This window comes from Streptomyces sp. NPDC015242, assembly GCF_043079125.1.
Classification (GTDB): Bacteria; Actinomycetota; Actinomycetes; order Streptomycetales; family Streptomycetaceae; genus Streptomyces.
This window is the reverse complement of sequence record NZ_JBIBUF010000001.1, coordinates 975093-1001604: the sequence shown is the minus strand read 5'-3', so window position 1 is coordinate 1001604 and position 26512 is coordinate 975093. Positions and strand designations below refer to the sequence as shown.

24 protein-coding genes, 1 tRNA gene and 3 pseudogenes are annotated in these 26512 nt (G+C 72.1%); 11 read left to right on the top strand and 17 right to left on the bottom strand.

The annotated features are described in order from the left end of the window. Positions 1-32: 32 nt before the first annotated feature. Positions 33-407 (top strand): ArsR/SmtB family transcription factor, encoded by a 375-nt coding sequence (locus ACF07N_RS04480; protein WP_383333366.1) that lies wholly within the window; start codon positions 33-35, stop codon positions 405-407. Between the two features lie 174 nt (positions 408-581). Here ACF07N_RS04480 and arsB read toward each other — a convergent pair whose 3' ends face one another. Further along, positions 582-1700, bottom strand: coding sequence for an ACR3 family arsenite efflux transporter (gene arsB, locus ACF07N_RS04475; protein ID WP_392108218.1), 1119 nt, complete (start codon positions 1698-1700; stop codon positions 582-584). Continuing rightward, entirely contained in the window at positions 1697-2005 is a 309-nt protein-coding gene (locus ACF07N_RS04470) for an ArsR/SmtB family transcription factor (RefSeq protein WP_392108215.1), read from the bottom strand. Before ACF07N_RS04470 ends, arsB begins: the two co-directional genes overlap by 4 nt. Before the next feature lie 97 nt (positions 2006-2102). Between ACF07N_RS04470 and ACF07N_RS04465 the strand changes: the two genes are divergently transcribed. Together ACF07N_RS04465 and ACF07N_RS04460 are read left to right on the top strand one after the other, a co-directional pair. After that, positions 2103-2534 (top strand): arsenate reductase ArsC, encoded by a 432-nt coding sequence (locus tag ACF07N_RS04465; RefSeq protein ID WP_392108212.1) that lies wholly within the window; start codon positions 2103-2105, stop codon positions 2532-2534. 165 nt (positions 2535-2699) lie between these two features. Next, positions 2700-3242: a DUF4232 domain-containing protein gene (locus ACF07N_RS04460; protein WP_392108209.1), complete on the top strand. Its 543-nt coding sequence runs from the start codon at positions 2700-2702 to the stop codon at positions 3240-3242. Positions 3243-3305: 63 nt separating this feature from the next. Here the strand turns inward: ACF07N_RS04460 and ACF07N_RS04455 are convergent, their stop codons facing one another. From ACF07N_RS04455 to ACF07N_RS04445, 3 genes are all read right to left on the bottom strand, one after another. Next, a complete protein-coding gene (locus ACF07N_RS04455; protein WP_383587410.1) occupies positions 3306-3593 on the bottom strand; it encodes a hypothetical protein in 288 nt (95 codons plus the stop codon). Positions 3594-3736: 143 nt separating this feature from the next. Continuing rightward, positions 3737-4000, bottom strand: coding sequence for a hypothetical protein (locus tag ACF07N_RS04450; RefSeq protein WP_392108206.1), 264 nt, complete (start codon positions 3998-4000; stop codon positions 3737-3739). A gap of 75 nt (positions 4001-4075) precedes the next feature. Continuing rightward, positions 4076-5686 (bottom strand): MFS transporter, encoded by a 1611-nt coding sequence (locus ACF07N_RS04445; RefSeq protein ID WP_392108203.1) that lies wholly within the window; start codon positions 5684-5686, stop codon positions 4076-4078. Positions 5687-5823: 137 nt separating this feature from the next. Here ACF07N_RS04445 and ACF07N_RS04440 point away from each other — a divergent pair, with 137 nt between their 5' ends. Beyond that, positions 5824-6420: a helix-turn-helix domain-containing protein gene (locus tag ACF07N_RS04440; protein WP_383587405.1), complete on the top strand. Its 597-nt coding sequence runs from the start codon at positions 5824-5826 to the stop codon at positions 6418-6420. Positions 6421-6530: 110 nt separating this feature from the next. On the opposite strand, the gene ACF07N_RS04435 is transcribed toward ACF07N_RS04440, so the two are convergent. From ACF07N_RS04435 to ACF07N_RS04420, 4 genes are all read right to left on the bottom strand, one after another. Then, entirely contained in the window at positions 6531-7172 is a 642-nt protein-coding gene (locus ACF07N_RS04435; RefSeq protein WP_392108200.1) for a phosphodiesterase, read from the bottom strand. 259 nt (positions 7173-7431) lie between these two features. Then, entirely contained in the window at positions 7432-7815 is a 384-nt protein-coding gene (locus tag ACF07N_RS04430; RefSeq protein ID WP_392108197.1) for a hypothetical protein, read from the bottom strand. A 215-nt stretch (positions 7816-8030) separates the two neighbouring features. Then, positions 8031-8103, bottom strand: a tRNA-Gln gene (locus ACF07N_RS04425). Between the two features lie 78 nt (positions 8104-8181). Beyond that, entirely contained in the window at positions 8182-9555 is a 1374-nt protein-coding gene (locus ACF07N_RS04420; protein WP_392108194.1) for a hypothetical protein, read from the bottom strand. Between the two features lie 195 nt (positions 9556-9750). Between ACF07N_RS04420 and ACF07N_RS04415 the strand changes: the two genes are divergently transcribed. After that, positions 9751-10218 (top strand): hypothetical protein, encoded by a 468-nt coding sequence (locus tag ACF07N_RS04415; protein WP_392108191.1) that lies wholly within the window; start codon positions 9751-9753, stop codon positions 10216-10218. A gap of 12 nt (positions 10219-10230) precedes the next feature. Here the strand turns inward: ACF07N_RS04415 and ACF07N_RS04410 are convergent. Beyond that, positions 10231-10410: pseudogene (locus tag ACF07N_RS04410) on the bottom strand (IS630 family transposase); the annotation flags it as partial. 205 nt (positions 10411-10615) lie between these two features. Between ACF07N_RS04410 and ACF07N_RS04405 the strand changes: the two are divergent. Further along, a pseudogene (locus ACF07N_RS04405) lies at positions 10616-11494 on the top strand (IS5 family transposase). On the opposite strand, the gene ACF07N_RS04400 reads toward ACF07N_RS04405, so the two are convergent. Further along, on the bottom strand, positions 11477-12016 hold the full coding sequence (locus ACF07N_RS04400) for a hypothetical protein (protein WP_392108188.1): 540 nt from the start codon (positions 12014-12016) through the stop codon (positions 11477-11479). The pseudogene ACF07N_RS04405 and the gene ACF07N_RS04400 overlap by 18 nt on opposite strands. An 84-nt stretch (positions 12017-12100) precedes the next feature. Here ACF07N_RS04400 and ACF07N_RS04395 point away from each other — a divergent pair. The 3 genes and pseudogenes from ACF07N_RS04395 to ACF07N_RS04385 form a co-directional block, all read left to right on the top strand. Next, positions 12101-12520 (top strand): annotated as a pseudogene (locus ACF07N_RS04395) (IS5 family transposase); the annotation flags it as partial. A gap of 324 nt (positions 12521-12844) precedes the next feature. Further along, complete coding sequence (locus tag ACF07N_RS04390) at positions 12845-13213, top strand: immunity 53 family protein (RefSeq protein WP_392108185.1); 369 nt, start codon at positions 12845-12847, stop codon at positions 13211-13213. Positions 13214-13224: 11 nt separating this feature from the next. Further along, a complete protein-coding gene (locus ACF07N_RS04385) occupies positions 13225-13686 on the top strand; it encodes a pyridoxamine 5'-phosphate oxidase family protein (protein ID WP_392108182.1) in 462 nt (153 codons plus the stop codon). A gap of 153 nt (positions 13687-13839) precedes the next feature. Here the strand turns inward: ACF07N_RS04385 and ACF07N_RS04380 are convergent, their stop codons facing one another. Both ACF07N_RS04380 and ACF07N_RS04375 read right to left on the bottom strand, forming a co-directional pair. Next, positions 13840-15339, bottom strand: coding sequence for an FG-GAP-like repeat-containing protein (locus ACF07N_RS04380; protein ID WP_392108179.1), 1500 nt, complete (start codon positions 15337-15339; stop codon positions 13840-13842). A 138-nt stretch (positions 15340-15477) separates the two neighbouring features. Further along, positions 15478-17007: an FG-GAP repeat domain-containing protein gene (locus ACF07N_RS04375; protein WP_392108176.1), complete on the bottom strand. Its 1530-nt coding sequence runs from the start codon at positions 17005-17007 to the stop codon at positions 15478-15480. A gap of 282 nt (positions 17008-17289) precedes the next feature. On the opposite strand from ACF07N_RS04375, the gene ACF07N_RS04370 reads away from it, so the two are divergent. Continuing rightward, positions 17290-17763 carry a hypothetical protein gene (locus ACF07N_RS04370; protein WP_383333400.1) on the top strand — a complete coding sequence of 158 codons (474 nt, stop codon included), beginning with the start codon at positions 17290-17292 and terminating at the stop codon, positions 17761-17763. A 160-nt stretch (positions 17764-17923) separates the two neighbouring features. On the opposite strand, the gene ACF07N_RS04365 is transcribed toward ACF07N_RS04370, so the two are convergent. The 3 genes from ACF07N_RS04365 to ACF07N_RS04355 form a co-directional block, all read right to left on the bottom strand. After that, on the bottom strand, positions 17924-18739 hold the full coding sequence (locus tag ACF07N_RS04365) for a hypothetical protein (protein WP_392108173.1): 816 nt from the start codon (positions 18737-18739) through the stop codon (positions 17924-17926). Positions 18740-19243: 504 nt separating this feature from the next. Continuing rightward, entirely contained in the window at positions 19244-21031 is a 1788-nt protein-coding gene (locus ACF07N_RS04360) for a ricin-type beta-trefoil lectin domain protein (RefSeq protein ID WP_392108170.1), read from the bottom strand. 113 nt (positions 21032-21144) lie between these two features. Continuing rightward, positions 21145-21678 (bottom strand): 2'-5' RNA ligase family protein, encoded by a 534-nt coding sequence (locus tag ACF07N_RS04355; protein ID WP_383344051.1) that lies wholly within the window; start codon positions 21676-21678, stop codon positions 21145-21147. Between the two features lie 391 nt (positions 21679-22069). On the opposite strand from ACF07N_RS04355, the gene ACF07N_RS04350 reads away from it, so the two are divergent. Beyond that, positions 22070-25078 (top strand): glycosyl hydrolase, encoded by a 3009-nt coding sequence (locus tag ACF07N_RS04350; RefSeq protein WP_392108167.1) that lies wholly within the window; start codon positions 22070-22072, stop codon positions 25076-25078. 117 nt (positions 25079-25195) lie between these two features. Here ACF07N_RS04350 and ACF07N_RS04345 read toward each other — a convergent pair whose 3' ends face one another. Then, positions 25196-26365 carry an alanine racemase gene (locus ACF07N_RS04345; RefSeq protein ID WP_392108164.1) on the bottom strand — a complete coding sequence of 390 codons (1170 nt, stop codon included), beginning with the start codon at positions 26363-26365 and terminating at the stop codon, positions 25196-25198. Positions 26366-26512: the final 147 nt, after the last annotated feature.

Below are 26512 nucleotides of genomic sequence, written 5' to 3'. Positions count from 1 at the left end.
AGGCCTGGTTCGATATGTGTCAACATAGACACATGTCGAACGCGAAGGCGCTGCCCCTGCTCGAACCCGCCGACGGCCAGGGTGTGGTGCCGTGCTGCCCGCCGCTGACCGAGCGTCCGATGAGCGCCGAGGAGGCCGAGACGGCCGCGCGGATGTTCAAGGCCCTCGGCGACCCGGTGCGCCTGCGGCTGTTCTCCGCGGTGGCGTCGCACGAGGGAGGCGAGGCGTGCGTGTGCGACATCTCCGACGTCGGTGTCTCACAGCCGACCGTCTCCCACCACCTGAAGAAGCTCAAGGAGGCCGGGCTGCTGACCTCCGAGCGGCGCGGTACCTGGGTCTACTACCGCGTCGAACCCGCCGTGCTGGCCGCGATGGGCAAGCTGCTGGCGCTGCCCGCCGCCGCCTGAGCGCCGTCGCATGAGCGCCACGGTCGCTCGCGGCCGCTCGTAGTCGCTCATAGCCTCACGCGAGGCTCATCGGGGATCGCCCCGGCGGCGCCGCCCCGGCGGCGCCCCGGGCCGGGTGGCCGTCGAGATCCGTCGTCGCGGAACCTGGCGCCAACGGGCCCCGTCAGGCCGCCGTCACGGGGCCGTCGTCACCGCGTCCGCGCCGAACCTCCGTCGCCAGGCGAGCGCGACATGCACCAGGCCGATCAGGACCGGCACCTCGATGAGCGGGCCGACGACGCCCGACAGGGCCTGGCCGGAGGTGACGCCGAAGGTGGCGATGGCGACCGCGATGGCCAGCTCGAAGTTGTTGCCCGCCGCGGTGAACGCCAGCGTCGCTGTGCGGTCGTATGCCAGGCCGAGGCTCCTGCCGAGGAGGAAGGAGCCGAAGAACATGACCGCGAAGTACACCAGCAGCGGCAGCGCGATACGGGCGACGTCCAGGGGCTGCGAGGTGATGGTCCTGCCCTGGAGGGCGAAGAGGACGACGATCGTGAACAACAGCCCGTACAGCGCCCACGGGCCGATCTTCGGCAGGAACCCCGTCTCGTAGCCGGTGCGGCCCATCGTCCGCTCGCCGACGCGCCGGGTGAGGAAGCCGGCCAGCAGCGGGATGCCGAGGAAGACGACGACGTTCAGGGCGATGTGCCAGACGGACACGTCCAGCCCCTGGCCGTCGCCCAGGCGCAGCCAACGCGGCAGCAGGTCGAGGTAGAACCAGCCCAGCAGGCCGAACGCGAGGACCTGGAACACCGAGTTGAGCGCGACCAGCACGGCCGCGGCCTCCCGGTCGCCGCAGGCGAGGTCGTTCCAGATGATGACCATGGCGATGCAGCGGGCCAGGCCGACGATGATCAGGCCGGTGCGGTACTCGGGCAGGTCCGGCAGGAAGATCCACGCCAGGGCGAACATCACCGCCGGTCCGACGACCCAGTTGACGACCAGTGAGGAGATCAGCAGCCGGCGGTCGCCGGTCACCCGGTCCAGCCGGTCGTAGCGGACCTTGGCGAGCACCGGGTACATCATCACGAGCAGTCCGAGTGCGATCGGCAGGGAGATCCCGCCGAGCTCGATCCGTGCGAGCGCGTCGTTCAGGCCCGGGACGACACGGCCCAGGCCGAGGCCGACAGCCATGGCGAGCAGGATCCAGAGCGCGAGGTAGCGGTCGAGGGTGGAGAGCTTCCCGGCGATCGAACCGTCGCGGGCCGGGCCGGCCGCCCGGGTGGGGGCACCGGCGGGTTCGGTGGAGGTCACGGGCAGGCCCTCCTGTTGCCGGCGGCGGTGCGGGCGGCGGCGGCGAGCGCCGCGAACTGCTCGGACAGCCCGGCCAGCACCTCGGGCCTGAGCCTGTAGTACGTGAAGCGGCCGCAGGGCTCGGTCTCCACGATCCCGGCCTCGCGCAGCACCTTCAGGTGGTTGGAGAGGTTCGTCTGCTTGGCTCCGGTCTCCTCGACCAGATGTGTCGTGCACAGCGTCTCGCGCGCCAGCAAGGTCACGACCTTCAGGCGGAGCGGATCGCCCAGCACCCGGATCACATCAGGATCGACTGAAGTCAGCATGCGCTGATACTGTCACACCGCCGCCCGCGCAGATACCGGCGGGGGCCGAGATCACCGGCGGCCGGGTTCCGCCCTGCGACGAGAGAGACCGATCACCATGGCCGACAAGCCGTCCGTCCTGTTCGTCTGCGTCCACAACGCCGGCCGCTCCCAGATGGCCGCGGCCTGGCTGACCCACCTGGCGGGTGACCGCGTCGAGGTCCGCTCCGCCGGTTCCGACCCCGGTGACCGGGTCAACCCGGCCGCCGTCGAGGCCATGGCCGAGGTCGGCATCGACATCTCCCGGGAGATGCCGAAGATCCTCACCGTCGACGCGGTCCGCGCGTCGGACGTCTGCATCACCATGGGCTGCGGCGACACCTGCCCGGTCTTCCCCGGCAAGCGCTACCTGGACTGGCAGCTGGAGGACCCGGCCGGTCAGGGCGTCGAGGCCGTGCGCCCGATCCGGGACGAGATCAGGGTTCTCGTCGAGGGCCTGATCGCCGAGATCGCTCCCGGCGGCCACGGGGGCGCTCCGGCGGCCGGTTGACGCGCCTGCCGCGCCGGGATTCCCGGTGCGGCCGATAACGAGCCCCGTGATTGTCGGGAATTGGCTGCCGGCTGCCCGAACCCCTCCCCGGCATTGCGCATCTTCCGGTGTGCAGGCGCGCGCTGACCTCGCGGGCCGATGCACACATTCGAGGGGAACCGAGTCATGAAGAGCACGCTGACCTCCGTGGCCCTTGCGGCAGTCGTCGTCGCGGCCACTGCCGTTGCCACCGTCCCGGCCTCGGCCGCTCCCGCCAAGGCGGCGCCGGCCCGGTGCCACACCGCCGACCTGAAGGCCGGCTTCGCCCTGGGCGACGACGCCAAGCCGGAGATGGGCCAGAGCGAGAAGCAGACCCAGGCCTCCATCTGGTTCACCAACCGGAGCAACCGCACCTGCACCCTGTCCGGCTTCGCCGGTGTCGACATGATCGGCGCCCAGAAGACGGACGGCACCTGGTCGCTGGCACGCTCGTCGAAGGCGCCCGTGACGATGACCCTGGAGCAGGGGGACACGGTGGACTTCAGCATCACCCTGCTGCCCGTGGCCGCGTCCACGCCGCAGAAGGAGAAGTTCGTGCCGGCGAAGTTCCTGGTCACCCCGCCGAACGAGACAGAGCACTTCACCCTCTCGTGGCCCTTCGGCGGCCAGATCCTGAAGCAGGACGCCGCCACCCACCCGGGCACGTACCTCAACCCGATCGGCAGGTGACCGACGTGACCGCCGAAGGCCACCTGCCCCGTGGCCTTCGGCAGTCACGCTGCCGTCCCCGGGTCACGGCTCGTCGAGCGCCTTCTCCAGGCTCAGTTGCTTCTGATGCGGGCCCGACTGCACCGCCTCGATCCTGCCGTGACGGCCGTCTCCGAAGTCGTAGTGGCCGAGCGTCCAGTAGTCGGACCAGTCGGTCAGCGCGTCGAAATTCATGAACGTGGCGACGACGACTTTTCCGCCCTTGCGGAATTCGTCGACAGAAACCCGCGTCGAGCCCAGCGTCATCGAACCCTGCACGTGCTCCCAGCCCCGCTCCGCGGCGTACGTGATCGCGTGATCGCGGTAGTTCATCGGTCCCCCTTCGCCGGCCAGGCTCAGCAGCCTCGCAGACGCCGGGGCGGTTGTCAGCGCCCCTACGGTCCTCCGCCGGAGCCCTGTAGCGACGGGATCAGGCCCTCATGCCGGGCCCGACCGCGGCCGCCCGGGGGTGCCGCTCACCGGGTCTGGTCCCGCAGGTACTCGGTGAGGGCCGTGCCCGGGCGGAACGAGGCGACTCCGTCCGTGGCCTCGAAGCCTCCGAAACTCCCGAGGGTGACCGTCCGCTCGGCCTTCAGCGCCTCGGCGATGGTCCCCGCCTGCTCCACGGTGCCGAAGAGCAGGTCGAGGATCCGGCCGACGTCGTCCGCGCTGAGCTGCCGGCCGGCGGGCTCGTCGGCGGCACGGCGGGCGGTCATCTCGGTGAGCTGCGACTTGTCCACGTCACGTTCCTGTCGCGTCCGGGGGGCGTGTTTCGACCCTCCCACCATCACGGCAGGCCGGGCCGGCCGCATCTCCTACCGCACCTCCTGGGGGGACTGCGCGGCGACGGGACCGGCGGTGCCCGTCTCGTCCACGACGGTGGAAGGCGGGTTCCCGGGCCCCCGGAGGGCGATGTAGACGAAGAGGACGCCCATGAGGGCGGCGCCTGCCCACATGGCCTGCTGCCAGCCGTCGACGAAGGACTGCCGGGCCGCCCGGAGCAGGTCCGGTGCGTGCCGGCCGGTGCCGCCCGCCGCCGCGACGGCGTTCGCGACGCCCTCCCGGGCCGTGTCCGCGGCTCCCTGCGGGATGCCCCGCAGCCTGTCGTCGACGGCGTCGCGGTAACCGGCGGACACGAGCGCGCCGAGCAGGGCGATGCCGAGCGCGGTGCCGAACTCACGGGTGACGTCGTTGAGGGCGGACGCCACACCCTGCTTCTCGCGCGGCAGGGAGGTGGTGATGGCCTCCGTGGACGGCGTCATCGACAGCCCCATGCCGACGCCCATGGCGAGCAGCCCGGGCAGGACGGACGGGTAGCCGCCGCCGACGGAGACGAACAGGGCCATGAGTGCCATGCCGGCACCGGCCAGTGCGATGCCCGCCAGCATGGTGGCGCGGGCGCCGATGCCCGCCGCCATCCTGGGTGCCAGGCCGGACGCCGCCATCATGCCGACGGCCATGGGCATCATCGCCACCGTGGACAGCAGCCCCGACCAGCCGAGCACCGCCTGGAAGAAGGGGAAGAGGACGACGCCGATGCCCGCCTGGACACCGAAGACCACCAGCAGCGTGATCGAGCCGCCGGCCAGGCCGCGCTCGCGGAACAGGCGCACGTCCAGCAGTGCGGCGTCCCGGCGGTGCAGCTCCCAGGCCACGAACCCGGCCGCGGCGCACAGGCCGACGGCGAGACCGGCCAGCGTGGCGGGGGCGGTCCAGCCGCGCTCGGGGCCTTCCTGGAGGACGAAGATGAGTCCGACCGCGGCGATCGCGGAGACCAGCGCTCCCACGGTGTCGAAGCGGTGCGGCGAGGTCTCGCGCGAGTCGGGCACCGACCGCACGGTCAGAGCCAGGGCGACGAGGACCAGCACCACCGGCAGGACGAACAGCCAGCGCCAGTCGGCGACGTCGACGAGGAGCGCGGAGAGGAACATGCCCAGGATGCCCCCGCCTCCGGCGACACCGGTCCACACTCCGATCGCCCTGCCGCGCTGCTCCGCGGGGAAGGTGGAGGTGATGACGGCGAGCGTGATCGGCATGATCATGGCGGCGCCGAGACCGCCGGCCAGGCGCGCGGCCAGCATGACCTCCGCCGTCGGGGACAGCGCCGCGGCAACGGTCGCGACGCCGAACACGCCCAGGCCGGTGACCAGCATGGGCTTGCGACCCAGACGGTCCCCGACGGCACCGAGCGGCAGCAGCAGCGCGGCCAGGGCGAGGGTGTAGATGTTGATGATCCACAACACCGTGCCCTGGGAGGCGCCGAAGTCGACGGCCATATGGGTCTGCGCGACGTTCAGGCCGGTCACCGAGGCGATGACCGCCATCAGTGCGAGGGATACGGCACCCAGGATCGTGCGCAACCGCCGGGCGTCGGTGACGCCTCCGCCGTCCGCGCGGGCGACTTCTTCGGGCTGATTGGTCCTCATGGCTTCCTTCCGAGAATGGGCATCTCACGCCGGCGCCGGAGCGGGGCCGGTCGCCGGGTGAAGGGGTGGGGCAGGGTGGGGCCCGGTGGCACCGGCCACACGACGACGCTAAGCCCGCCATGCACCAGAGGAATAGAATGTTGCCCATGACGCAAGAACCCGAGGACTTGGACAGCCTCGTACGCAAACGCATCCGGGCCCTGCGGGTGGCGCAGGGCTGGTCACTGGAGGAACTGGCCTCGCGTGCCCACCTCAGCCAGTCCTCACTGAGCCGCATCGAGAACGGGCAGCGCCGTCTCGCGCTGGACCAGCTGGTCACTCTCGCCCGGGCCTTGGACACCACGCTGGACCAGCTCGTGGAGACCGCGGCCGACGACGTGGTCACCAGCCCGACGATCGACAACACCCGCGGTCAGATGCGCTGGACCGTCAAGGCCGACCCCGGGATGAGTGTGGTGCGCCAGCGCATCACCGAGCCGCCCCCCGAGAATCCGGCACGGATGCGGGCCCACCCGGGGCGCGAGTGGCTCGTCGTCCTGTCCGGCACCGCGGTCCTCGTGCTCGGCCACCGCCGCTTCCGCCTGGAGACCAACCAGGCCGCCGAGTTCCCGACGATGATGCCGCACGCGATCGGCGCGGAGGGCGGCCCGTGCGAGATCCTGGGCATCTTCGACCGCGACGCCCGCCGCGGCCACCAACGCGACGGCGGGGAGGCCCCGAGCGCTCCCGCGTGACAGCGCGGGGCAGGCAGCGATTCCGCCCCGCAGCCCAGGCACCGGTTCAGCCCGTATCCGCACGCAGCGGAAGCGGCAGCGTATCCGCCCGGCGCCTCGCCCCGAAGCGGCTACAGGACCTCGCGCCGGGCACCCCGGCCCGACCGTGAACCGCGGTACGCGGCCCGGCGGGTCGCGGCCAGGGCACCGCCCGGTTCGAACGCCCGCACGCTGTGTGCGTAGATGTCGAAGTCGGGAGTGTCCTCCTCCCCCACCGGCAGCACGGCCCGCACCGTCAGCACTGCGAACCGCCGCCAGGACCGGTCGCCGGCCTCGGCGCACATGTCGTAGACGAGCGGCCCGGCGTCCAGGGCGGCAGCGATGCTCCGCAGGTCCCCGGGCACCGGCGCCTGCCGGGTCCGGCGGGGAAAGGCCGCCAGGAGCCGGGAACGGCCGGCCACCCGGTACGGGAGCAGGCTGGAGTACGGGCCGCGCAGCGCGTCGGTGCGGGGAAGCGGCAGATGACGTCCGGCCCTGCCGCGGCCACTGCTGGTCATGAGCAGGTCGAGGTGACGGTCCGGGCCGTCGGCGTCGGTCACCCGCACGGCGAGTCCGAGACCGTCGGGCAGTCGCCGGGGCAGACCACCCGCACGCGAGAGGCGGACCGTCGCGGTGAGCCGTCGGGGCGTGGCCAGCCACGGCACGTCCCACGTTCCGGCCTCGTCGTGGAGGATCTCCAGTTCGCCGGTGCAGGTCAGGCCACGGGGGTGCAAGGCCGGGGCACGGCGCAGCCGGGCCAGGGCACGGAAGCCGGCCTCGACCAGGGCGACCGGCCGGGACGACGGCGCCCGCCCGGATACAGGCCGGACGGCGCCGCGGGAAACACGCGGTGCGCTCACGGTCGCCACCACCCGCCTCCACGCGCGTCCCAATCGGCCAGGTGGCCGCAGGAGGCGCCATGAGTGGCCCGGCGGCGGGTGCGGGGAGGAGGCTGCCCGGGCGTCGGGTGCACGGGGTGCGGCAGCTGTCCGTTCATCGTCCAAGCCTCCTGGTCGCACGGCCGCCCGCGGCGCGTGCGCCGCGCAGCCAGGTGGCGATCCACCCCGCTTCCATCGCGGCATCGAGGAGATACGTCGGCCGGATCCGTCCCCGGGGGGCGTAGGCCAGGTCCACGGCCAGGAGCGTGACGGCGGTGACCAGGCCGATGCGGCGGGCGTGCTTCGGGCCCTCGGGGTCGGCGACGGCGGCCAGCTGTGCCAGGCCGGCCCCCGCGAGCAGTCCGCCCGTCGTCCTCTGCAGGTAGACGTCGGCCTTCGGGCCGAAGACCCACTCGAAGCTGCGCAGGTGCACCAGGGGCCACAGGCCGCCCACGACGTTGAAGGCACCGTGCGCTGCGGCGACCGTCGCCGCAGGCACGGGGCGAGAGCTCCTGCCCACGGGGCCTCCCTCTCTCGGGCCGCCCGGGTACCCCCGACACGCGTGCCTACCTACCCGGCCTCCGGCGGACGCTGCCGCACGGTGCCTCCCGCCCACGCCGGGTGAGCGTCTCCACGGCACCGGCCGGACGCTGTCGTCCGGGGAGGGCGCGGACGACGTCCGGGACTCGACGACGGTCGGGATACGTGTGAAGACGACGAGGGCAGGATTCGAACCTGCGTCCACCCGGGATCAGAGCCGGGCGCTCCTCCGCAGAGCTTCCTCGTCGCCGCTGTGATCATCACCCGGGCGGGAACGGCAGGGCAACTGATTTACGGTCTCAGGCTGGCACGCTCTGGTCGCCGGTCACCACCACTCCTGCGCAGCGGCACGCTTGTCCTTGCCGGAGAAGACGCCTGCGGACCGAAGCGCGCCGGCCATGAGCGGGTCGGCCACGGCGACTCCGTGCACCAACTCGGGCGTGCGCCGGAAGGAGACGGCCTCTGCTGCCGGCCGGGGAGCGGTCCAGGCTCCGGCCACCGGGTCCACCCGATGCCGGGCGCAGACGGCTTCGACGAGTGAGCGCGGACATTCCTTCTCTCCCCGCAGAACTTCCCAGGGCAAGGGAAGTTCAGCCCACACGTACGTGTCGGGATGCAGTCCGCCGCCGCTCATGCGGTGCCAGTACGCCACATCGGCAGCCATGAGACGGGGAACCTTGCCGGGGCAGAAGCGGTCCAGCAGCTCGTGCCGGCCCAGTTCCTCGAGCAGCGCGAACCAGTGGGCGCGGGCGGTGTTCCATGCCTGCGCGGCCTGGTTCCAGGTCGACGAGTCGTCGCCCCGGCGCACGATCATCGTGTCGCGTTCCAGCGGGTGCCGGTGCCAGGCGTCCTCCAGCAGGTCGGCGGCCTGGCGCAGGACCCGGTTCCACTGAACCAGCAGCTGGGTGAGGTCCTGGTCGGACACATGCGCCAGCACTTCGGCCGTCGGGTGCACGTGCGCGACGGCGTACCAGCAGGTCCGCTCGGGAGCAGCCCGCAGACGCTCGAACAAGGCCTGTGCGACCTCGTCGTAGACCTGCCGCTGCCGGCCGTTGGTGAAGACGCTGCGCATGTAGCCGCGTGCCGTGACGTAGGCGATGAAGGCCGCGGAGTCCGTGTCCGTGGCGAACAACTCGTAGGGCAGGACATGAGCGAGGCCACCTTTGCCGGTCATCGTCATGTCGCGGCGGTGCTGCTCGTGGATGAGCCGGGCCAGCTTGGCTTCCATCCGGCGCAGCAGCCGGAAGCGCTTGTTGTACTGGCGCTTGGAGATCACGCCCAGGCCCGCCGCCGTGCGCTCGCTCCGGTTCAGGCGGTCCATGCCGAAGTCGTTCTGTCCGTACGACCGGCCGATCTCCTCGCCCGCACGCCGGATCACCGCCTCTATCCGGGCGGGGTCGTCACCGGCGTCTCCGGGGAGTTCCGGCACGCTCGTGAACAGGGTGGCTGCCCGGGCGAGTTGACGTTGCGCCCCGACGGGACGCACGAACTCCTCCAGCATGGAGGTGTAGCCGTGCCAGAGGTTGCGCAGCGAGTGCTCGGCGGCCTTGGCGAGTGCCGCCTCGGTCGCCGCGTCGAGCTCCGTGCCCCGTGCGGTGTGCAACTCCTGGATCAGCAGGGCCACATCCTCAGGACGCCTGCGCTGGGTGAGTGAGGCGTGCAGTGCGCGGAGCGGTCGTTCGGCCAGAGGCGTCGGCATGAGCGTCACCCTGTCATCGGCCCGACCAGGGCTCCACCGATTTTCTCGCAGGCCGCTCGGGCGCACCGGCGCTGCCGGTCGTCGGTCGCCGGGCGTAGGTCCTGCGCCTCAGGCGAGCGTGGATGGTGCTGTGACCGGGAAGGTTCGCCGGTTCAGTACGCTGAGCGCCCGCAGCGGCGGACGAAGAAGGTGGGCATGACGCGGAGACCGTCGACGGACGAGGCGGCTGGACTGCTCGGGGGCGAACTGGAGGTCGGGGGGCGGACGCTCGCCGACATCGACACGGTGGACGCCTGGCTTGCCTACCTCCGGTTCGGCCGACGGCTGTTCAACGTCCCGAACACACCCGATGCGGATGGCCTTCTGTTCCAGTACGGGACCTACTCGTTCGACGGTCCTCCTACGTTCACGCTGGACCTCATCCGACAGTTTGAGATCGCCGACGACCGCGGCGAACACGACCACTACATCCAGGTCCATTGCGAGCTCCGATACGGACTCGCACCAGCGCTGCAGGCGCTGGGAAGCTTCAACTCGTGGTTCTTCCACGATGCAGGCGACAATCTCGACGAGTGGGCCCAAAGACTGAGCGAGCGGGCGGCCTGGACAACGATCCGCAGGTTCAAGCCCGCCCAGCTCAGAGTCTACGAGGAGCGGCTGTAATCCCTCAGGCACCGCCCACCGCTTCATCCACACGTACGCGTGGGCGGAGAGGTTGTCGAGGAGCACGTCAATCGGAGCTCCGTCCGGGCGGGCGGCCCGGATCACGGACAAGGCGGCCCAGTGATAGACGCCCTCTCGGCGCCGGTTGTCGCCCCACATCTGGTCGTCGCCGACCGAGTAGCATCCGTGGAAGGAGTGATGGGGACGGCCATGTAGCAGCTGACCGGGGGACCAGGACCTTGAACCCGTCGACATTTGATTACGCCGTAATCACCCCCGAGCCGAGGATCAGGTGTCACTCAGGGAGGCCCCTCAGGGTCGGACGATACCGTGCGCGGCACTAGGCAGTGTCCGGCGGATCATGTGACTGTCGGACTGCTGGCTCGTTGTGCCCGGCATGGGGCGGGGTGATATGACGAATGCCGAGTGGGTCCGGCTGGAGCCGCACTTGCCGACGTTCGGACTGCGTGCGGGCGCTGGAACGACCACCGCAAGGTGATCAACGGCATCTTGTTCCGGGTCCGGACCGGCATACCGTGCCGGGATCTCCCCCACGTTTCGACAGCTGGAAGACCGTCTATGAACGGCACCGGCGTTGGTCGGCCGACGGCACATGGGACCGGATCCTGCGTGCCGTCCAGGCCGACGCCGACCTGGCAGGCCAGATCGACTGCAGCATGGTCAGCGTGAACTCGACGTCCTGCCGCGCCCACCAGCACACGGCCGGCGCCCGGAAGAAGAAGCCACGCATCCCGAAAAAGGAACAACGCCCCGGCACCACCGTTCCAACGAAGGACTCGGACGGTCCCGGGGCGGCTTGACCTGCAAGATCCACCTCGCGGGTGAAGGCGGATGCAGACCGATGGCCTTGCTCTTCACGCCCGGCCAGTGGGGCGACGCGCCGCAGATGATCGAGGTCATCGAACGGATCTGCGTTCCCCGCCCGCAGGGCGGTCACCCTCGCACCCGGCCGGACCACCTGGGCGGCGACAAGGCATACAGCTCGCGCCGCAACCGTCGTTATCTGCGAAGACGCCAGATCAAGCACACCATTCCCGAACCAAAGGACCAGCGGGCCAACCGCAAACGACGCGGCAGCAAGGGCGGCCGGCCCGCCGGCTTCGACAGCGAGATCTACAAGCGCCGCAACGAGGTCGAGCGCACGATCAACCGGCTCAAGAACTCTCGAGCCGTCGCCACCCGCTACGACAGGAGGGCCTACGTCTTCCACGGAACCGTCGCCATCGCGGCGATGCGCTTATGGCTCCGGCCCTGATCCGTCGGACGGGCCGCAGGCCCGCGTCTCCTCGTGCAACTGGCGTGTGGCAATCTTGTGTGTGCAGATGGCTTGGTGTTCCGGGTACCGGGCGATGATTTCAGTGAGTTTGGCGTTCATCTCCACGGCGGTCGGCAAGGGCCAAAATTCCTGGTGGAGAGCCATGTGGAGGCGGACGGTGTCGTCCGCCCGGCGCACCCAATCATCGAGGGTGTGTCGCAGCGAAGCACCGTTGTCAGTACCGGACCATTGCGCGATTCCCAGGAACGTGGTCGCCTCCCTCACCGAGACGCGGCCTGTGGTCACGGCCTTCGCGACGATCTCGGCGATGTCGTCCGCGCCGTAAGCGTCGATGAGGTCGTCCACAGCATCGAAGAGTTCGTCCGGTGGTCTCGCGGACTCGTCCTCCGGGACGTTCACAGCACACAATTGTTTCAATGCGGCTTCCCATGCCTGCATTGCCGCGCCCCCTTCGTGCCTGCCCACCACGCACAGGCTACGCAGACCAATCACGACCGGCATCCGGTTTCAGCTCCAGCTGATCCGCCGGACACGCCCTAGGCCGTGTCCGATGGGCATGTGACGCTCCGGCTGGGAACTCGACGCGTGGGGCATGGGGCGGGGGGGGATCCTTCGGATGAAGAGTGGGCTCGGCTGGAGCCGCACTTACCGGTGAACCGCGGGCGGGGTGGATGTTGGCAATGCCACCGTCGTGTGATGATCGGGGTTCTGTTCCGGTCGCGGACCGGCCTCCCCTGGCGGGATCTGCCGCCCCGCTTGTGCAGGTGGAAGATGGTTCACGACCGTCAACGCAGATGGTCGGCGGACGGCACATGGAAGCAAATCCTCCGGGCCGTCCGAGCCGACGCCGATACCGGAGGCCGGATCGACTGGAGCATGGTCAGCGTCGATTCCACGACGTGCAGCGCTCATCAGCATGTGGCTGGTGCCTCCGCTGGTGCCCCGAAGATTCCGGGTCGGCGCAGGAGACCGTCGCGTCACCGCTCCGATGAGGCCCTGGGACGCAAGCCGAGCAACCAGCGGGCCAACCGCCAGTGCCACGCCGGCGTCGGCAGACTGTCTCTCCATCTCGACACAGCGAGAATCGACGAACTCGTCGGATTCGACGCACCATTTCAGGTCCAGGCCGAAGCTGCCGAGGCAGACCAGTAGCTCCGCCAGGGTCACGTAGTGCTTTCCGTGCCAGGCAGGAAACGTGATCCCCTTCATCTCCGCCTCTGCTTCGACTGTAGCTCGCGACAAGCGACCCCCTTCGCTGAACAGCAAACACCAGGCCACGGTGCTGACCAGCTTCCACGACCCATCGGACAGGCCCTAGCATCCCTTGGCGTGAGCGATTCGCGGAGTGTTCTCGCGTGGTTGGAAGACTGGTACGCCGCGCAGTGCAACGAGGACTGGGAGCACGAGTGGGGCGTGAAGATCGCCACACTCGATAACCCCGGCTGGACCGTCACCATCGACTTGGAGGAGACGGGCCTGGAGCACTATGAGTACCCTCGCCAGGACGTCAACCGCAGCCCTCACGACTGGGTCTGGGCGTGGACTTCCGACCACACCTTTCACGCCAGGTGCGGCCCCGGCAACCTCACTGAAGCCCTCGCGTTGTTCCGCTCCTGGGCGACCGCGAACGCTCCGCGAGCGAATACCCAGCGACGGGCGGCCACAGAACTCGGTGAGCCTAAGCGGTCAGAGCACTAGGGTCGCACTTCATGGAAACCACGGGAACGGCGCGTCGCGCGACGGCGGAGCGTGTGCGCGAGGTCCGGGAGCGGCTCGCCGCCGAGCGGGACGCATGGGTGTCGACGGCTCACCCCGATCACGGAGCGCACCTGGTGCCGCTGTGGTTCCTGTGGGACGGCCGGGCCGTGTGGATGTGCACGAGCGCCGGGTCCGTGACCGCGCGCAACGTCCGCGCGGAACCGCGCGTGCGTCTGGCACTGCCGGACACCTTCGACGTGGTGCTGCTCCAGGGTGAGGCTGAGCACTTCCCGGACCACGAGGTGCCCGAGGACGCGGCGGAGGCGTTCGCCGGCAAGTTCGGGTGGGATCCCCGGGCGGAGGAGGAGCCGTTTCTGTACCTGCGCGTGCTACCGCGGACTGTGCGCGCGTGGCGCGGCGAGCAGGAACTCCGCGGCCGGGTCGTCATGCGGGACGGGACGTGGCTGGGCTGAGGGCGGTTCGAGGCCGCGCCGCCTCCGCGCACGGGAGAGCGCAGGGGCCGGGATCCGAAGACGGTCCTTCCAGATGCTTCCACGCTTCCCCGAAGGAACCGCCGATCGGCCGTCCCGGCCCGCGCCCCCGTCCGCCGTGCGTGCGGCGGACCGTCAGTCGGCCAGCGACGCCCCGAAGCGGGAGCGGGTCGACGGCGCGCCCAGCGTGGCCGCGCCGAACGAGGTGGAACCGCTCGCGGTGATGCCGCCGGTCGGGGCCGGGAAGTGCCAGACGGAGCCGTTGTGCGCGTTCTCCGCCGGGTCGCCGACGACGAGGCTGTGCCGCTTGTTCTGGTCGGGGTCGAGCAGCGCGGTCTCCGCGCCGAAACGGTCGCCCTGTTCGACGGTGCCGGGCACCCCGGCGGTGTTCTGAGTGAACGCCCTGGCGCCGGTGCCGGTCAGTCCGTTGGCGCTGCCGCGCAGCACCAGCACGCTGCCCGCGTCGGTGAGGCCCTCCAAGTCTTCGCCGGGCAGCCCCGTGACCACGTCCTGGTAACCGTCGCCGTTCGTGTCGCCGATGGACAGGGCCGAACCCATGCCGTCCCGCCACTCCCCCGCGCCGGGCACGCCCGCGGTGTCCTGGTTGATCCAGACCGGCTTGCGGGTGGTGGACGCACCGCCGGGGCCGCCGTAGACGACGATGACGGCGCCGCCCTTGGCCGGCAGGTCGGCTTCCTCGTCGTCGAAGGTCCGGCCCACGACGATGTCGGCGTGGCCGTCCTTGTTCAGGTCGCCGGCCTCGATGTCCTCGCCCCTGAGGTACCGTCCCTGCGCGTCCTTGAGGAACCCCTTGTAGGTGAAGCCGGCGGAGCCGCCGACGAGCAGGGCGGTGCCGCCGGTGCCGATGTCGCCGTCGAGGAACTCCGCGTCGACGGCGAGGTCGGCGACGCCGTCGCCGGTGACGTCGCCGGCCGCGAAGCCCGTGGCCCTCCAGGGCTCTTGCGGGATGACGCCGAACGTCGCCGTGCCCGCCCCCGCGCCGTCCCGGGTGAACGGGCCGCGCACCAGCGTGCCGCCTCCCAGCGACTCCGGGTCCTCGTCGGTCGCCGTGACGATGTCCGGGTTGCGGTCCCCGTCGAAGTCGGCGACCGCGAAGGCGCCGCTGTACTCGATCGGCGCGTCCTTCAGCAGGGTGGGAGCTGCTGACAGACCGTTCGGGCCGCCCCAGTTGACCACCAGGTGGCGCGTGCTGGAGGTGTCCGCGGAGGTGTCCACGAGTGAGAGCAGATCGGCGTAGCCGTCCCGGTCGAGGTCGGCGCTCTGCAGGGCGCTGCCGTACCAGGCCCGCCCCGGCGAGGTCGAGCGGTCGGGCCAGGTCAGCACCTGCTTGCGGGAGGTGGCCAGGCCGGTGGAGGCGCCGTACAGCACGCTGATCGCGCCCGCCTTGGCCTGTGTGCCCACTGTGCTGTCGGGAGCGCCGATCGCCAGGTCCGGATGGCCGTCGCCGTTGAAATCGTCGTGCAGCCGCTTGCTGCTGGGTGTGGTGGCCGCGCCCGGGGTCGCGGCGCCGACCGCCGACACCGTCACGGCGCCCGCGACGAGCGCGACGCCGGTGGCGAGCACCAGCAGGGTGCGCCGGGAGCGGGGACGGCGGCGGTGGGTGGGAGAGGTCATGTCGTTCCTGTCGATATGCCGGTACGTCGGTACGTCAGTACGTCGGTATGCCGGTATGCCGGTATGCCGGCACGTCAATGCGTTGATGCGTTGACACGTCAATGGAGGGCTCAGGCCGGTGGCGGACCGGGACGGGCGTCAGGACGTCAGCGAACTGCCCAGCGCCGCGCCCGCCTTGACCGTGCCGAGGGTCTGCGCGCCGAAGGAGAACGAGCCGCTGGTGGCGACTCCGGTGGAGGACGCCCGGAACACCCACACGGCACCGGCGTCGCGGTCCTCGCCGACTGCCGCCACGACCGGTTCGGAGCGGCCGTCGGCGTCGCTGTCGACGAGCGCCACGCGCTCCCCGAACCGGTCGGACGACTCCGCTGTGCCGGGCACTCCTGCGGTGTTCTGGCTGATCACCCTGGTCCCCGCGCCGGTCGGCCCCTGGGCCGCGCCGGGCACGACGGCGAAGGTGCCCGCCCCGGTCAGGCCGGAGAAGTCCTCCAGCCGAACACCCGCCAGGATGTCGTCGTACCCGTCGCCGTCGACGTCGTCGATCGCCAGGCCGCGGCCGAACCCGTCGCCCGCCTCCTGCGTGCCGGGCACGCCGGGGCTGTTCTGGGTGATGACCCGCGGGTCGGGCACCGCCGGACCGCCGGATGTCCCGGGCAGCACGGTGAGCGTCTCGCCGCCGGTGACGATGTCGTCCCGTCCGTCGCCGTCGACGTCGCCCAGGGCCACGGCGGAGACGTCGCCCACGGGCTGCACCGGGTGGCCCTGGGCGTTGCGCAGGGTCCGCGGCGCGGCGAGTCCCTCGCCGGTGCCGCGCAGGAGATGAAGTTGGTGGCCGTAGTCGCCCTCGTCGTCGGGGTCGTAGCCGCGGGCGACGGTGACGAGGTCGGTGATGCCGTCGCCGTTCGGATCACCGGCCGCCATCGCCGCCAGGAGCATGTCGCCCTCGACGGGGGTGATGTGCTGGACCCTGGCCGGGACGCCGGCCCGGTCGAGCGGACCGAACGCCACGCGCGTCCGGTGGACCAGGTCCTGGTGGCCGTCGCCGTCGAAGTCCCCGGAGACCGTCCGCCCGGCCTGATGGGCGGAGTTGCCGTCGGCGGGCAGGACCTTGCCGGAAGCGAATCCGCTCGGACCGCCCCAGAGCACCGTCCGGTTGCCACTGCGGGGCGCGCCTCCGGACTCCCACCGCTCCCCGGCCGACTCGACCACGAGGTCGGTGTAGCCGTCGTGGTCCAGGTCGGCGGTGGCCAGGGACGCGCCGAAGCGGTCGTTCGCCTCGGGGGTGCCGGGCACGCCCGGGGAGACCTGGCTGAACACCTTCTTGCCGGCGCCGAACCCCTCCGGAGCCCCGTACAGCACGGCCACGTAGCCGGCCTTCGCCGCACCGCCCACCATGGCGTCCGGCGCGCCGATCGCCACGTCCTCGTATCCGTCGCCGTTGAAGTCCTGCCGCGTCTCCGCCGCGTCCGCCGCGTCCATCGCGTCCGCCGCGTGCACGGCTTCCCCGGTCTCCGCGGTGGTTGCGGTCTCCGCGGTGGTCGCGGTCTTCGCAATGGCTGCGGCGTCCACCGCCTGGCCCGGGGTCAGTCCTGTGGCCGTACCGGTGGCGAGCAGGGCGAGCGCGACCACGACAGTGCGCCGCAGACGGGGCGCGGGAAGCTGGGGCACATCCACTCCGGAATCCGAACGGGCAACGACGGGTACGCAGGACCAAGATCCTCTTCGCACAGCCTGTTCGACTCACGGCATGTCAGGTTGGTTGCCCCGGAGTGTGCCGCGATTTCTCCCGTGGTTCACCCGGTACGGGCGCGTGCCCCCTGCCCCTCCGGGAGGCGGAGACCGGCGGTCTCCCTGACATGTGTCAGGAGCCCATCTGCGGCTCCGTGGCTACGGTCGGTCCACGGCGTCGGCCACAGCTCGGCGCTTCGACTTTCGAGACGAGGGGGACGGATGAGTCGCTCCATGGACCGCCGGATGCTGTTCAGGTCGGCCGGGTCCGCGGCGTTGGCGGGATCGCTGGGCGCGCTGGGTGTTGCGGCGCTCTCCACGCCCGCGCACGCGGCACCGGCCGGAACGATCAACACCGACCAGGTGATGCAGACCACCAACCGCGTGACGCATGCCCCGAACCAGCGCGGAACCATCGGCATCGAACTCCGCTCCGGCTACTACAACGGATACCAGTACGGCTGGGGACGGCTCGTCGGCTCCGGCTGGGACGCGCGTGGCTGGATCTGGCTCGACATCAGCAGGGACGGCGGCAGGACCTGGTCCTTCGCCGACGGCACCTACCTGTCGGACGGCACGGGCTACGCGCACACCTCCGGGTGGCTCACCCAGTCGGACCCGAACTACGTCTTCAGGGCCAGCTACGACCTCAGCCTCAACGCCGTCAACCCGTACGTGCGCAGCGGGGTCTGGTAGCAGACGGGGAACAGGGCCGGATGTGAGGGCTGCCCCGGAGCGATCCGGGGCAGCCCTCACATGCGCCGCTCGGAGTGGGCGGGCCGCAGAGCGCGGCACGGGACCGGCGCAGGGGACGTCGCAGTCATGGGTCGTCTCACGGCCCGCAAGGTCCCGGCCGTCACCGCGCCGCGAGTACCTCCTGCGCGATGCGCAGCTCCGAGACGGCTCCCGTGGGCGCGGCCACCCGGAAGGGCTTGCCGAACGCGCCGAACGACTCGTCGAGGTCAGTCGCCGGGTAGGTCACCCGCAGCAGCAACGGAGTGCCCTGCGCGGCGATGTGGAAGCGCAGTGGGCCGTCCTGCCGCCGGTAGGTGATCCGCGTGGTGGACTGCCCTTCCAGCTCGGCCGGTTCCTGAACCGGGGTCTGCCCGGCTAGTGCGTCCAGGGAGGGGATGCGCTCCTCCAGCCAGGTCCGCTGGGCCGTGGCCGTACACATCTCCCGCATGGCCTCGGCGGCGGCCGCGTTCCGCTGCACCCACCGGTCAGCCATGACCGCCACGCGCGCCGGGTCGGTCCGGGCCTCGGGTGACAGTTCCAGCGCTTCCTTGCTTCCCCGCGAGTAGAGGGCCGAAGCGGTGACGACGAACTCCAGGGACGCGTCCCCTTTCCGGGAGCGTGCCTCGCACTCCGCCCTCCCCTCATGAACCGCGCTGCGCAGGACGGTCGTCCCCTCGGTCTTCGTGCGTCGCTCCGACTGCAGGTAACGGTGGGCGAAAGTGGCGTCGAGGGCTTCACCGATCAGTTCGGCAGCCCGGGCGCCGCGCTCCGAGGACGTGCTCCCGGCGGGCCGGCTGCCTCCCGGGCTGCCGCCTTCCGCCTCGCCGGTATCGCCGGTACCCGAGCCACACCCGGTCGACACGACGAGGAGCATGGCGGCGGTCGCAGCGGCCGCCGCCGCTGTGCGAGCACGCCGCACCGATATTGCAGTCACCATGGGCTTCTTTCACCTGCGGGGAACGCGGGAGGAGGAACGCAACGAAAGGTCGACACATGATGCACCACGCCCGGTCCGGACCGGGCGGGCATCATGGCCCGGTGGCTGTTCCCGCCTCTGCTCCGCCGGTCTTCGACGACCGGGGCAACGTCTTGGTCTCCTTCCTCACCGGGACGGAGGACGAGCCGCCGCGGGACGCTCCCCTGCCCTGGCCTGGGGATTGCAGCCGCTGGACGCCCGTCTCGCGGAACTCAGCCGTGACGCGCCGCCCGGGGCTGCCCCTTCCGGTTCGGCCCCAGGTGGGAGTACCTGACCGCGCGGACGGTCCTCCCGCTCACCTGCCGGACGGGGCGGTGTCGGTGCGCGGGGCGGCGCGCTGGGCAACGGTGTCGGCCGTCTGCTGAGGCGGGTCGTGGCAGACATGACAGACACCCGCACGGCCGGCACGGCCCGGCGTGCGCGAGGCCCGCACGTCCGGCACGGCCCCCCGAGCGCGAGGCCCGCTCAGGCGGCCCCCGCCCGCCAGCGTTGCCCGGCGTCCCCGTCGGCGGACTCCAGCGACAGCCCGTCCCCGGCACCGCCGTCCGCGGTGACGGCCGTCCCGTAGGCGATGGCAGGGCGGATCAGCCCGTCCTCGCCCACGAAGAACATCAAGTTCCGGCCGTTACGGCCCTCCACCGAGTCACAGCTCCAGATGCCGACGCCCCGGTGCGTCGCTCCCCGGCTGTCCAGACAGAAGTCGGGATCGGCGGCCGATTGCAGCACCCGGCGGTGATCGTCGACGCGCCAGCGCTGCGTGGGCGACGAGGAGCAGGGGGCGGTGATCACATCGGTCCCGTCGGCATAGGCGCCCGCCACGTCCAGGCACAGCCCCGAGCGGGCGTTCACGACCTGGGCGAACGCATCCGAGGGTGGGCGCGTGGAGGCCACGGGCGGCGGCTTCGGGCCGGCCGTCCTCGTCGGCGACGGACTCCTCGTCGTAGAGGGCGGCTTCGCGCTCCGTGACGCCGAAGGTGAGGACGAGCGCGAGGGTGAGGGTGCCGCCGTCGAAGGGGTCGCCGCAACGGTGGCCGTCACCGTCACCGCCACCGGCGGCACACTCGTCCGAACGCCTTCCGGGCCCACCCGATCCCGCGGCGGGGCCCCGCTCTGGACCGTCAAGAACACCGCCAGCGGCAGCAAGGCCGCCCCGAGCAGCGCCGACACCAGGACGGTACGCCGCCGGTCCGGTGCGCCTCCCGGCTCTTCGAGAGCCCGCCCGGGCTGTGCCAGGAAGGACCGCATCCGCCTCCCGGAGCTGCCACCGGCCGTCCGCCCGCCCAGGTCGTCGGCGTCGCCCCCGCCGTCCGCGTGACGGGCGCCGCCCGCGCGATCCGCATCGCCCGCCTGGCCTGCGTGGCTCGCCTGGCTCGCCTGGCCGGCACGACCTGCGCGACGGGGACGCCCCGCGTGATCCGCGTGATCCGCGTGACCCGGGTGATCCGCACGCCCCGCCGCGTACGCGGTACCGCCCCACGGCAGCAGTCCTTCCGCCAGCGCCGTGTGCGGCGCGTCCCGCAGGGCCGACAGTTCGGAGTGCGCCGTCGTGCACTGCGGGCAACGCGCCATATGCGCGTGCAGATCGGCGCTCTCGCGAGGGCTGTCCGGCCGTGTGGACTCCTCGATGAGGCGGCCGAAGTCGGGGCAGTCGGGGTCCTCCGAGGCGGCGAGGCGGGTGCGCAGGCAGGCCCGGGCCAGCTGGTGGAGCGCCGGGTCCGTGCCGTAGGTGACGTCTTCCCGGCTCAGGCCGAGAAGGGCGGCCGTGCTCGGCGCCGGCTCCCGTTCCACGATGCCGTACCAGATCAGTCCTTGCGCGCGCGGAGGCAGGGACCGGAACGCCGGGAGCATCGGGGGCTGCGGGCCGGAGGGGCCGGCCGTGTTCAGGACGAGCAGCAGCGCCGCGTCCAGGCAGGCCGCCCGTCCGTCCTCGGCCCAGGATCCGGCGGACCGTGCGACGAGGAGGAGGAGCTGGTGGCGCCAGGGCAGTCCCGAGTCGATGCCGCGGGCGGTCTGACGGGCTGCCAGCATGAAGGCCTGGGCAGCCAGTTGCCTCGCCATGGACTCGCTCGGGGCGCACAGGCGGGCGTAGGTGAGGACGTGCGGATGGTGACGGACTCGCAGTTCCTGGAGGGCCGGGTACGCCGTGGCCGTGTCGGCGCGCAGCAGCTCGGTGAGCCGGGCGTCGGACGAGCCCGCGTGGATCGCGTGACCGGGCCGCGCCTCGCCATGGTCCTTGTCGTCGGCCCGAGCCATCCCGCCCCCTCATCGCAGCCCTGCGACCCGCGCGAAGACATGACCTACCGGCGGGTATGACGGCTCATAGTGGAGGAAGTGAGCCCGCCCGGGAAGGGTTTCTGTGGGTAACGTCAGGAGCGGGGCCGCAGCACTTCCAGGGCGCCGGTCTCCGTGTCGTAGCTGCGCAGGGTGGTGACCCGGACCGACATCGGTGGCGCCGGCAGCACCTCGGGGATGCGCCGGTCGGTGAAGGCACCGGCCCGGCGGGTCCGGCCGAGGGTGATGTGCGGGAACCAGCGTCCCGGTTCGTGGAAGGGGTTGAGGGTGCCCGGCGGGCTGTCCGAGGCCACCGCCTCCCATACGCGGCGGTGCAGTCCGGCCAGCGCGGTGTCCGGGTCCAGCGCCCAGGCCAGGACCGAGGTGGGACGTTCGAAACGGACCACGCCGGTGCACCGGACCCGCAGCGGCAGAGCGGCGGCCACCTCGGCGAGCTCCCAGCGGATGGGAGCGGTCAGCTCCGGGCACGCGGCCAGGGTGATGTGCGGGCTGTTGGTCGGTGAGCGGTGGCGCGCCTGACTGGGCAGGCCCGCGTCCGCGAGCCGCTGCCAGGCCTCCCGCACCGCTCGCTCTGCCGCCTCGTCCACCAGGAGTTCGACCGTGCGCACCGCCGCAGCCTACCGGCGATCCGGCGTGCGCTCCCGGCAGGCCGGGGCTCCGACAGGGCCGGTCCGGTGAGCCGCTCGGGCTTCCTCGTCCGCCCGGCTGCATCGACTGTTCTACGTGTTCACCCGTGCGCCTGCGGCCGACGCCGTCTCCGGGCCCGGCGAGCGCGGTGTCGACGCGCTGCGCCACCGGGGACCCGTGCACCGTCGCAACGGCCTCGCGCGGCGGCTTCCCGGCCCCGCGCACTGCCGAGTGTGGCGAAGACAGCGGCGCTTCGGGGGACTTCGGCGCACCACCCTTGACCCCCCGTTGATCCCAGGCTTACCGTTCCGGCGTTCACAACGGATTGAAACGATTCAACTCCTTGGACCGAACCAGAACCTGGGGCGAAACATGCACAAGCCCATACCTCGGCGTGACGGGATGTCCCGGCGCGCGGTGCTGGCCGCTTCCCTGGCCGCCGCCTCCGCCACCGCACTGACCGCGGCGGGCGCGACGGCATCCGCCGCCGCCCTGAGCGGTCCTCAGAACCTGTCCGGGGACTGGTTCGCGACCACCCCGCGCTCCGTACGGCCCAGGTTCCGCTGGTGGTGGCCGGACGGGCTGGTCGATCCGGTGGAGATCGCCCGCGAGATCGACCAGATCGCCGACGCCGGCTTCGGCGGTGCCGAGATCGCGGCGGTCCACCACAGCATCAAGGACAAGTCCGTCCTCGACACCGCGCACCACGGCTGGGGCAGCGCTCCCTGGCGCGACGGCGTCGAGGCGGCCCTGCGCCAGGCCGCCCGGCGGGGCCTGACCGTCGACCTCACCCTCGGCCCCAGCTGGCCCGCCGCCGTCCCGGGCGTCACCCCCGACGACGAGGCGGCCGCCCAGGAACTCGCCCACGGCCGTGCGTCCGTGGCCGCCGGCACCACGTACCGGGGCCCGGTGCCCGAGCCCGTCCACGCGGCCGCCCCCGGCGTCACCCGCCGCACCCTGCTCGCCGTCCAGGCCGCCCGCGTCGAGCCGGCCAACGCCACCCGCAAGGAGACCGGCCTCGACCCGTCGAGCGTGCGCGACCTCACCTCCACCGTCCGCGACGGCGCCCTGACCTGGACCGCCCCGGCCGACGGGGACTGGGTGCTCGTCTCCTACTGGCAGCGCGGCAGCGGCCAGCAGCCGGAGTCCGGCCCGCACTCCTCCCCCGCCGCCTACGTCGTCGACCACTTCAGTCCCGCCGGCACCGAGGCCGTCACCGGGTTCTGGGAGCGCGGCCTCCTGACGGACACGGTGCGCCGCCTGCTCAGGGCCGCGGGCGGCGCCTTCTTCGAGGACTCCATCGAGCTGGAGACGGACGCGCTGGTGTGGACCTCCGTCCTGCCCGCGGCGTTCGAGAAGCGCACCGGCCGCCCCCTGCTGCCCTGTCTGCCCGTGCTCGTCCTCGACAACAGCAACCAGGTCTTCGCCTTCGAGGCTCAGCTCACCCGGCAGATCCGGCACGACTTCTGGGCCACCGTCTCGCACCTGTTCAACACCCACCACGTCACCGCCCTGCGCGACTGGGCGCACTCCCTGGGCATGGAGATGCGCGCGCAGCCCTACGGCCTGCAGACCGACTCCATCGCCTCCGCCGCGATCCTCGACGTCCCTGAGGGCGAGTCGCTCGGCTTCAAGAACCTCGACGACTACCGCTGCCTGGCCGGCGGCCGTGACATGGCCGGGCACACGGTCCTGTCCTGCGAGTCGGGCGCCTACAACGGCTCCGCCTACGGCACCACCTGGGACCGGTTCCTGCGCACCATGGGCGGCGCCTACGCGGCGGGTGTCAACCAGACGGTCGTGCACGGTTTCTCCTACGCCACCGCCCCCGGCGTCGCCTGGCCGGGCTTCGCCGCCTTCAGCCCCTACAACGGGGCGTCCGGCTACGGGGAGTCCTGGGGTCCCCGGCAGCCCACCTGGCGCCACGCGGCGGACATCGCCGGCTACCTCGGCCGTGTCCACCAGGTCCTGCGGACCGGCGCTCCGCGCGTCGACGTGGCCGTCTTCCGGCAGACCGGTTACACCGCCACGGGCATCGGCGCCTCCTGGTTCACCGCGACCGGCGTACCGCTGGGCTGGACCCACCAGTTCCTCAGCGGCCCGCTGCTCGACCTGCCCTCCGCCCGGGTGGAGAACGGGCGACTCGCGCCGGACGGCCCCGCCTACAAGGCGCTGTTCGTCGAGGGCGACTTCTTCTACGGCTCCGCCCCGACACTCGCCCTGGACGACGCGCGGAAGCTGCTGGGACTGGCCCGGGCGGGACTGCCCGTCGTCCTGCTCGGCGCCTTCGACCAGGCGCCCACGCCGGGCGTGCCCGGCGAGGGCGAGACCGAGCGGCTGCGGGAGGTGCTGGCGCGTCTGCTGGCCCTGCCGAACGTCCGGCGCGTCACCGACAGGGCCGCCGTCGGTGACGCGCTCGCCGGCCTCGGGGTCCGCCCCGACGCCCGCTACGCCACCGCCTCGACCCTCCTCAACTTCCACCGGGTGAGCGGCGACACCGACTTCTACTACCTCTGCAACGGCAAGCACGCCGAAACCGTCAAGCCGCCCGTCACCGCCGTCGACCACGACGTCACGCTGCGCCGCACCCGGCGCGGCGCCACCGTCCCGTACCTGCTGGACCCGTGGACCGGCCGGGCCGGACGCATCGGCCGCTACACCGAGGAGGGCGACGCCGTCACCGTGCGCGTCACCCTGGAACCGGGGCAGGCCGCCGTCGTCGCGCTCGGCAGGCCGGGACTCTTCGGTGACCGCAACGGCAAGCGCCCGCACGCCGTGGACAGCGACGCCGACCGCGTGCTGTTCACCGACCATGGCCTGGCCGTGCGCGCCTCCCGCGCGGGGACGTACACCACCCGCCTCTCCGACGGCGGCACGGTGACCACCACCGTGGCCGCCGTGCCCCCGCCCGTCACCCCGTCCCAGTGGCGGCTCGACGTGGAGGACTTCCGTCCCGGCGCCGACGCGACCAGCACCGACATCGTCCGGCGCACCCTGCGCCTGGACACCCTGCTGCCCTGGTCGCAGATCCCGGAACTGGCCGACTCCGCCGGCGTCGGCCGCTACCGGACCACGGTCGAGCTGCCCGCCGACTGGACCTCCGCGCACGGCGCCCACCTCGAACTGGGCGTGGTGAGCGACACGTTCCGGGTCACCGTCAACGGCACGCGGCTGGCCCCCGCCGACCGGCTGGACCCGGTCGTCGACCTCGGCGGGCACCTGCGCCCCGGCGGCAACGTCATCGAGGTGGAGGTGGCGACGCCGCTCATCAACCGGTTGCGCGTCGTCCAGCCGTCCGTCTTCGGCGCCGTCGCGCGCCAGGCGTTCGGCCTGAGCGGGCCGGTGCGTCTGGTGCCGTACGTGCAGCGGCGGCTCGCCTGAGCGCTCCCGAACGTCGGCGCACGGCAGCCGCGGGTCCGGCTCCCGCGGCTGCCGCCGGGCCCCGTCCGTGACGAAGCACGGGTACGCGGCCGGCTCAGCGGGGGCGTCGGCCCGCCCTCACCAGCCGGTGACGCGGTGCCACTCGTCGACCACGGCCGGCGCCTCCCCGCCGGCCGCGGAGGGGCCGTCGACGACGAGGTATCCGCGGTGCTGCGCGGCGGTGGCGCAGGCGTGGTTGGGCAGGACCCGCAGCCGGGTGCCGAGCGGCAGGTCGGGCAGCGGAGCGCCGTCGCGGGTGGTCAGGGTGCCGTGCTCCTGGCTGGCCGCGGTCATGACGAGGTCGGGGATCGGTGTTCCGGCCAGATCGGTGACCAGGCCGTACCCCTGGTCCAGCGGCTGGGCGGCGGTGCCGCGGTCGCGGGACATCGCCATCCATCCGCCGTCGGTCATGATCCAGCCGTGTTCGGGGCGGTGGCCGATGACCGTGACGACGACCGAGAGGGCGAGGTCGTCCAGGTCGCAGACGCCGAGGCCGGCCATGACCAGGTCGAAGAACACGTAGTTGCCGGCGCGCAGTTCGGTGACGCCGCCGAGGCCCTCGGCGGCGTGAGCGGTGGGGGTGGAGCCGACGCTGACGACGTCGACGGGCAGGCCCGCCGCGCGCAGACGGTCCGCCGCGGCGACGGCCGCGTCCCGTTCCGCGTCGGCGGCCGCGCGCTGCGCCTCGGCACCGTAGGCGAAGTAGGACTCGCCCGCGTGGGTGAGGACACCGTCGAGGCAGGCGGCCTCGTGCAGGATCCGTCCGACGGTGACCAGGGCGGGGTCGCCGGGGCGCAGGCCGCCCCGGTGGCCGTCGCAGTCGATCTCGATCTGCGCGGGGATGGCGGTGCCCGCCGCGCGGGCGGCCTCGGCGACGGCCTCGGCCTGCTCGGGGCTGTCCAGCAGCACCCGCAGGACGACACCGCGGCGCAGCAGGTCCACGACGCGGGGCAGTTTGTGAGGGGCGATGCCGACGGCGTAGGTGATGTCGGTGTAGCCGCCGTCGGCGAAGGCCTCGGCCTCGGCCAGGGTGGAGACGGTGACGGGGCAGGGTGCGCCGCCGTGGAGGAGGGCGGCGACGTCGAGGCTCTTGGCCGTCTTGACGTGCGGGCGCAGGGTGACGCCGAGGCGCTCGGCCCGGGCGGCGAGCCGTGCGGCGTTGCGCAGGACCTTGTGCCGGTCGACGACCGCGAAGGGAGTGTCGGGATCGGCCAGGGTGCGGGCCGCGGCCCGCGGGTGGGTGTTCACGCGGATGGGTTCCCTGTTCTGGAAGAGCGTGCGTACGGGCGTGGATGAGCCGGTCGGGGTCGGACGGAGTGGGTGTCCCGGGGGGGCGGGTCCGGACGCCGGACGCCAGACGCCGGACGGCTGTCGACGGTGGCGGGTCGTCCAGGG